Consider the following 5,444-nt stretch of genomic DNA (forward strand, 5'->3'; position numbering starts at 1 on the left):
TCGTGTTTATTTAAATATTCGCGATTGTTTCAACAAACATGACTATTATAACATTCATGTTTGTTTTTTACACAGGCACTTTCTAGCAATCCTTTCTAGCAATTATCCGGCTAATTTCAATCCGATTGCCGAGCACAAAATAATTGCTATAAAAACCATTCTCCTCCAGTCTTTTGATTCACCAAAGAATATCATGCCGACTAATGCACCACCGACAACACCAATCCCCGTCCAAATAGCATAACCAGTTCCCATAGGGATAAATCGCAATGAATAACTGAGTAACGCAAGACTTGAACCTAATCCTAAAATTAATAATATGACCGTTCGCAAATCACGTTTTACAGTAAGTTGATTTATCATTGCGACGCCAAATGTCTCCAACAATCCAGCCAAAATCAGAGCAAACCATGCCATCAGAATTCAACTCCTTTCTTCTCCTTCTCCGGCGTAACTAACTTTAATCCGATAACTCCAATCAATAATATTATAATCAAAATAATCTTTCCCCAATTGAATGACTCACCAAAGAAAAGTGACCCTGCAACGACCGTGCCAGCTGTACCTAATCCCACGAAAATGGCGTAAACCGTCCCAGCTGGAAGCACATATGCTGCTGTAATCATTAAGTAATTGCTGACTATGATAAGGATGATTGTTCCAGTCCAAGTAAAGAAGTCATAAGCATGAGTTAAACCAATCACCCAAAAGATCTCAAAAAATGCGGCAATAAAAACCTTAATCCAATTTCGATTCACGAAATGACACCTCTCAATCAATTTTTATAAAAATAAAAAAGCCCAGGAGAACGCTGTTAAACAGCATCTCCCAGGCTTTTATCCCTCCGTGACATAGCTAAAGCTATGAGTTTTCTCTCGGTCCAGTCCAACAACTTGTTGCGGAACCCTAGAAAACATTTGATTAATTTAATTTAACCCCTATTTTACATTAAGATGTGGCAGTTTTCTACTAAATGGCTCCGTATATTGCAGTGACAGTTGGATACCACTAAAATTATTCAGCATTTTACGTGACAAGTTTAATATCCTAATACACTTTTCAAAAGTAGAAATTTCTACTTTTGAAAGATGTTGTGGTGAAACCCAAATTATCCTCGTAAACCCCACCCTCAATGCACTTCCTTACTCCGCAAAGGAATCGATTTCCTCCTAAGCTCCACATACCGCAGCAACCGGAAAAGCGGAGGCAGAGTAACACAGACGACGATGACCCGCAGTACTTGCACCGTCACGACAAATGTTGCGTCGCCATTGAGCACGAGGGCAGTCGTTGACATTTCGGCAATTCCACCCGGCGCAAAAGCCAGTCCAGATGTCAGGAAGCTGATGTCGGAAAACAGCGAGACGGCATACGCGCAGGCAAGCATTGCAACGATCATGCCGATCGTGCTCACCATGGAAACAACAATCATCCTGCCTAATCCTACGAACATTTCTTTCGTGAAACGGGAACCGATGCTGGCGCCGATCAATACTTGTGAAATGATCAGCAGGCTGTGTGGCCACCAGGCAATGAAGTCAAAGCCAATCCATGCAGACCCGATAATTTTCACGCCGGCCACGCTGAGCATCGCGCCGATCAACCAAGGGGCAGGCAGTTTCAGCAGTTTCCCCGCTTTGTATCCCGCCACAGCCAGGACAGCAAATAAAACCGTAACGCCAACATGCTGTATATCAAATCCAGCCACTGCAACTGTCACCACATCAGACGCAGTATGACCGAACCAAATAGTTATAGCGATTGGTATAGTCAGAATAACCAAAAACGCCCGCAACGTCTGTACAATACTAACCGCGCCTGTATTCGCGCCAAATTCCTCCGCAATCCCCGGCATCGCAGAAAGTCCGCCTGGTGTAGTGGCGAAGAAACTGGTCAGCATATCGAGTTTGCTGTATTTCCATAAAAACAGTCCCGACCCCAATGAAATCACCACAGACAGCACGAGCATAATAACGATACTCAGCCAGCTCTCATGAAACACAGAAAGAACGGTGCTGTTCACTCGCTGTCCGAGTTCAATCCCCAAAATCACTTGACCGATATACAGCCAGTACTTCGGAAGTCCGTTTTGATTGGGAGGGAGCTTGACAATTGCCGGATAAAATATAGAGAGGACGGTCGCTGTCAGGAGTGTCCCAATCATCCAGCCAATCGGAAGCCCGGTCAATGAAACGATAAATCCGCCGAAACCGCTAAGTGCAATGAACAGTAGAAATTGATGCAAAAGTTTTCCTTTCTTCATGTCTATTCCTTCTTTCAGTTTTTCTAAGTTGTGTGTATCGTCCAAATCCATTGCTTGTTATCTATAGTATAAGGTACTATGAATGATAAATAAAATACTCGTTTTGTATCCTTATCCATAACCTATACCTATACCAGAAAAGGAGGAATTCATTTGAATGAAAGAGACTGGCTGGTGCTGCAGACGCTTTACGAAGAAAAAAATATTACGAAAGCGGCCCAGCGGCTGTATATTTCGCAGCCTGCGCTGACCAATCGCCTGCAAGTGCTGGAGAGGGAATTCGGAGTGCAGATCGTCAATCGCGGGAGAAGGGGAATCCAGTTTACGCCGCAAGGGGAGTATTTGGCAAAAAGTGCGCGCGATATGCTGCTGAGGATCCAAAGTATTAAGGAAAATGTCATCAATATGGAAGAGAATCTGACTGGCACACTGCGGCTCGGAGTTTCGACATTCTTCACCGATTATATGCTGCCCAATCTGCTGAAATTGTTCAAAGATCAGTATCCGGATGTTGAATTCAAGGTGACGACCAATCTAAGCAGCCAGATTGCGCATCTGACGTACAATCAGGACGTGCATATCGGCATTGTAAAAGGGGATTTCAGCTGGAAAGATGAGAAGCATTTGCTGATGGAGGAGACGATCTGCATCGCTTCGAAAGAGAAGATCGACATGGAGAATCTCCCAAACCTTCCGCGAATTGATTATCATACGGATGCCCTGTTGAAGAATTCGCTCGATAATTGGTGGACGGAACGTTTTGCCCAGCCGCCGCTCGTCAGCATCGAAGTGGATAAGGCGGATACGTGCAAAAAGATGGTGATGAACGGGCTTGGCTATGCTATTTTGCCGCGGCTGATTTTAGATGACGTGCCGGAACTGGAAAAGGTGGATATTTATACACTGGACGGCAAACCAATCGTACGCAGAACGTGGATGCTGTACCACAAGGAATCGCTTCATTTGAATATCGTAAAGGCGTTTGTGCAATTTCTGGAAGAAGAGTTCAGGAAGTGAAAAACGGGCTGCTGCTCGGGAAAAAAGTAGTTTCAAGGGCAGCATTCGATTAAGAATGTTGACTTTTTTAATAGCCGGCAATATAATAAAATCAATTACAGATATCCGATGTCTTCGATATCTACTAATGGGAAGGAGAGAAAATAATGAGATATTCAAAAGCGACAAGCTACGCATTGCATACAATGGTCCATATTCTGCTGCAGCCTGAGGGAAGTACAGTCGGCGTGCAGGAATTGGCTGAAATGCAGCATCTTTCCCCGACGTATTTGTCCAAAATATTAACGAAACTTACGAAAGCAGGATTGATCCGTTCGACGCCGGGTGCGAAGGGCGGGTACAAGATAGTTCGCCTCAAGCATGAAATATCTTTTTTGGATGTCATTAATGCTATTGAAGGAGATGCTAGTTTGTTTGATTGCTCGATTCATCATGAAGGCTGCTTGATTGAAAATGTCATGAGAGAGGCTGAAGATCATTTGAGAAATGAACTCTCCTCGAAGCTCCTAATCGATATCGCAAAAGAAGCGGAAGCGAAGCACATAAATGAAAAGGGGATGACGCAATGATATTGGACTGTGCTGTGATTGGAGGGGGGCCGGCCGGGCTGAATGCCGCGCTCGTACTTGGCAGGTCCAGACGCAAGACGATTCTGTTTGATGATAACAAGCCGAGAAATGCTGTAACTTCTGAATCTCATGGGTTCATTACACGTGATGGCGTACATCCACAGCAACTCAAAAGGATCGCTCAGGAAGAATTAAGCACGTACCCGGATGTGAAAATTGTAAAACAGCGGGTTCACTGTATTCATAAAGTAGATGATTTGTTCAAGTTGGAGACAGAAACTGGAGAAGTGCATCACGCGAAGAAAATTATTCTCGCAATCGGCTTCAAGGAAGTTCTTCCGGACATCCCGCGATTGAAAGAGTTCTATGGCAAGAGCCTATTCAGCTGTCCTTTCTGTGATGGGTGGGAAATGAAAGATCAGCCGCTCGCCGTAATTGCAGATGACAAGAAAGCATTTCATCTGGCAAAGGTAGTCTCCAACTGGACAGATGACCTGAGCGTCTTCACGAACGGAAACAAAGTGCTTTCTTTGAAAGAACAGGAATTGCTCAAGAGCAAAGGCATCTCCATATATGAAAAAAAGATAGTTGCATTCATCGGCCAGGAAGGCAGGCTGGAAAAAATTGAACTCGAAGATGGGACAACAGTATGCATTACCGGTGGATTTGTTACCGCAGAATGGCAGCAGGCAGCTGCTTTTGATTCAACACTTGGCTATTCATTGAACGAGTACGGAGGAATTATGACAGACAGCTGGCAGCAGACGAACATTCAAGGCGTATATGCTTGCGGAGACACGAGGATTGCCGGTCCATCTCAATTAATTATTGCAGCGGGAGAAGGCTCGATGGCCGCCATAGCTGTCAACGGAGCACTTATAGAGGAGAAGTTTAACGAAAAAGAACAGCAAGTTTAAAATAAAAAGGAGGATTCACATGCACCACTCACACAGCAAGCATCACAAAGGAAAAGTATCGTATTTAGAAAGTGCTGAAAGAAGAAAAGAATTTTCTCCGGATATGCTGTTTAATAGCATTCCAGTAAAAGAAACGGCCAATATAGTAGATTTCGGCGCTGGGACCGGCTATTTTACCATTCCTGCTGTAGAAAGAACAAAAGGAAATGTTTATGCGCTCGATCAGGATGTTGATATGGTGGAAATTATAAAGGAAAAAGCTATGGAGAAACAACTTGCGAATATTGTGCCGATACTGGGAAGCATGGAGTCGCTGCCTGTAACTGATAGCTCCATCGATATCATCATCGCATCTCTCGTACTTCACGAAATCAAACCGCTGGGACCCATTCTGAAGCAAATGAAAAGTGTGCTTGCGAGTGATGGATATCTCGTTTGTCTTGAACTTAAACCAAAAGAGAGTTCCGAGAGGGCTCCAAGAGTAACGATGGAAGGAATGGAACGGGAAATGATAGAAGCAGGATTCAAGGTAACAGAGAAATTTTTCCCGTCAGAATCCTTGTATGCGCTGATTGTCAGGAAAGTGAATTAATTTACTTTTTTATTCTTATTATAGATATAGAGGGTCCGCGTAGTACTTAATTAAATGAGGTGTCGAGTGTAATATTGGGATTTTTC

At 43.8% G+C, this 5,444-nt stretch carries 7 protein-coding genes and 1 riboswitch; of the genes, 4 read left to right on the plus strand and 3 right to left on the minus strand.

The genetic code is table 11. The annotated features are described in order from the left end of the window. Positions 1-102: 102 nt before the first annotated feature. The 3 genes from NCCP2331_RS17935 to NCCP2331_RS17945 all read right to left on the minus strand — a co-directional run bounded on the left by NCCP2331_RS17935 (position 103) and on the right by NCCP2331_RS17945 (position 2,263). Entirely contained in the window at positions 103-417 is a 315-nt protein-coding gene (locus tag NCCP2331_RS17935) for a DMT family transporter (protein ID WP_251672065.1), read from the minus strand. Beyond that, positions 417-758: a DMT family transporter gene (locus NCCP2331_RS17940; RefSeq protein ID WP_251672066.1), complete on the minus strand. Its 342-nt coding sequence runs from the start codon at positions 756-758 to the stop codon at positions 417-419. Before NCCP2331_RS17940 ends, NCCP2331_RS17935 begins: the two co-directional genes overlap by 1 nt. Before the next feature lie 65 nt (positions 759-823). Continuing rightward, a riboswitch (guanidine-I (ykkC/yxkD leader) is annotated at positions 824-921 on the minus strand. Positions 922-1,129: 208 nt separating this feature from the next. Next, positions 1,130-2,263, minus strand: coding sequence for an AbrB family transcriptional regulator (locus NCCP2331_RS17945; RefSeq protein ID WP_251672068.1), 1,134 nt, complete (start codon positions 2,261-2,263; stop codon positions 1,130-1,132). A 153-nt stretch (positions 2,264-2,416) separates the two neighbouring features. Here NCCP2331_RS17945 and NCCP2331_RS17950 point away from each other — a divergent pair, with 153 nt between their 5' ends. The 4 genes from NCCP2331_RS17950 (at position 2,417) to NCCP2331_RS17965 (ending at position 5,358) form a co-directional block, all read left to right on the plus strand. Then, positions 2,417-3,280 carry a LysR family transcriptional regulator gene (locus tag NCCP2331_RS17950; RefSeq protein ID WP_251672069.1) on the plus strand — a complete coding sequence of 288 codons (864 nt, stop codon included), beginning with the start codon at positions 2,417-2,419 and terminating at the stop codon, positions 3,278-3,280. A gap of 146 nt (positions 3,281-3,426) precedes the next feature. Then, positions 3,427-3,849, plus strand: a complete 423-nt coding sequence (locus NCCP2331_RS17955; RefSeq protein WP_153723128.1) for an RrF2 family transcriptional regulator — start codon at positions 3,427-3,429, stop codon at positions 3,847-3,849. Then, the gene (locus NCCP2331_RS17960; protein WP_251672070.1) at positions 3,846-4,766 is read left to right on the plus strand and encodes an NAD(P)/FAD-dependent oxidoreductase; all 921 of its coding nucleotides are present in this window, start codon (positions 3,846-3,848) and stop codon (positions 4,764-4,766) included. The genes NCCP2331_RS17955 and NCCP2331_RS17960 overlap by 4 nt, the downstream gene beginning before the upstream one ends. 19 nt (positions 4,767-4,785) lie before the next feature. Then, on the plus strand, positions 4,786-5,358 hold the full coding sequence (locus tag NCCP2331_RS17965) for a class I SAM-dependent methyltransferase (protein ID WP_251672071.1): 573 nt from the start codon (positions 4,786-4,788) through the stop codon (positions 5,356-5,358). Positions 5,359-5,444 lie beyond the last annotated feature (86 nt).

Source organism: Sporosarcina sp. NCCP-2331 (assembly GCF_023707945.1).
Taxonomy (GTDB): Bacteria; Bacillota; Bacilli; order Bacillales_A; family Planococcaceae; genus Sporosarcina; species Sporosarcina cascadiensis.